The following is a 1,717-nucleotide window of genomic DNA, read 5'->3' as shown; positions in this document are numbered from 1 at the left end:
CCCGAATCCAAGGGCATCGTGGAGAATTTGTGCGGCTATGCCCAACGCGACCTGGCCGTCCCGTTGCTCACCGAGGCCGCCATCGCGGGACGCGGTGTCGATCTGCGGGCCGCCAACGCCTCGGCCACAGTGTGGTGCGCCGAGGTCAACGCCGCGATGCACACCGAGATCCAGGCCGTACCCGACGAGCGTCTCATCGTCGAACGTGAAGTGCTGCAGCCACTCCCTTCGCTGCGGTTGCAGATCGGGGCGCCGTCGGTGCTGCACAAGGTCGACCGACTGTCGTGTATCCGGTACGCCTCAGCCCGCTACTCGGTACCCACCCGACTCATCGGGACCAGCGTGGCGGTGGTGCTCGATCATGGCGCGGTCTGCCTGGTCGATCCCGCCACCGGGATAATCGTGGCCGAACACGAACTCGCCGCGCCAGGCTCGGCGTCGGTCCTCGATGAGCACTACGACGGGCCACGACCGACGCCGCATCGGGGCCCGCGACCCAGGACGACCACTGAGCAGCAGTTCTGTGCCTTGGGTGCCGAGGCCGAGGCGTTCCTGGTCGGTGCTGCGGCGATCGGCAACACCCGGCTGGGTTCGGAGTTGGAGGTTCTGCTCGGGCTGGGTGCCGCCCACGGCACCGACGCATTGACCGCGGCGTTGCGCCGTGCGGTGGCCTTCCGGCGGTTCCGCGCCGCTGACGTGCGCTCGATCCTGGCCGCCGGCGCGGGCGCCCCGCAGCCCCGCCTCGCCGGGGATGCATTGATCCTGGACCTGCCGGTCGCCCCGACCCGATCGTTGGACGCCTACACCGTGAGCCCAGCCGTAGACGGTGAGGCGACGCTATGACCACCACATCGACGAAGACAGTCAAACCCGTTGCACCGCCATCGCTTCCGCCGCTGGCCGCTGATCTCGACGCCGGGTTGCGACGACTCAAACTGGCCGCGATCCGACGCACCGCACCCGAGGTGCTGATCACCGCAAAGACCCAACGCTGGACTCCCGAGGAGGTGCTGCGGACTCTAGTGGAGACCGAGTTGGCGGCACGCGATGCCTCCAACGTGATCAACCGGCTCAAGGCCGCCGGCTTCCCTATCACCAAGACACTGGAGTCGTTCGACGTGACCACCTCCTCGATCCCATCGAAGGTGTTCGACTATCTATCCAGTCTGGAATGGATACGCGCACAACAGAATCTGGCGATCGTCGGACCCGCCGGAACCGGGAAGTCGCACACCCTCATCGGGCTCGGAGTCGCCGCGATCCACGCCGGACACAAGGTGCGCTATTTCGCCGCCGCCGATCTCGTAGAAACCCTCTACCGCGGACTGGCCGACAACACCGTCGGCAAGATCATCGAATCCCTGCTCCGGGTCGATCTGATCATCCTCGACGAACTGGGCTTCGCCCCACTCGACGACACCGCCACCCAGCTGTTGTTCCGGCTCGTCGCAGGCGCCTACGAACGCCGATCCCTTGCGATCGGGTCGCACTGGCCATTTCAAGAATGGGGACGCTTCCTGCCCGAGCAGACCACCGCCGTCAGCATCCTCGACCGACTCCTGCACCACGCCACCGTAGTCATCACCAACGGCGAGTCCTACCGCATGAAGGACGCCCAACACCGGAAGGAGACCACTCCACCAACCTAAGAATCACTACACGGGGTGGGGACTTTTACATGGCCACCAGCGAGGACTTCGACTTGGCCATTGACAGC

2 protein-coding genes are annotated in these 1,717 nt (G+C 65.8%); both read left to right on the top strand.

The genetic code is table 11. The annotated features are described in order from the left end of the window. Nucleotides 1-843: Mu transposase domain-containing protein (locus AWC25_RS00665; protein ID WP_425320223.1), on the top strand; the 843-nt coding region annotated here is incomplete at its 5' end. Then, nucleotides 840-1,649, top strand: coding sequence for an IS21-like element helper ATPase IstB (gene istB / locus AWC25_RS00660; protein WP_069403155.1), 810 nt, complete (start codon nt 840-842; stop codon nt 1,647-1,649). The genes AWC25_RS00665 and istB, both read left to right, overlap by 4 nt. Nucleotides 1,650-1,717: the final 68 nt, after the last annotated feature.

It is taken from the genome of Mycobacterium sherrisii (assembly GCF_002102355.1).
GTDB lineage: Bacteria > Actinomycetota > Actinomycetes > Mycobacteriales > Mycobacteriaceae > Mycobacterium > Mycobacterium sherrisii.
The sequence above is the reverse complement of the archived record's forward strand: the minus strand, read 5'-3'. Positions and strand labels throughout refer to the sequence as shown.

What these genes read in the sequence shown, in the direction of transcription:
- istB (WP_069403155.1), top strand. Translation starts at nt 840, where the DNA reads ATGACCACCACATCGACGAAGACAGTCAAACCCGTTGCACCGCCATCG.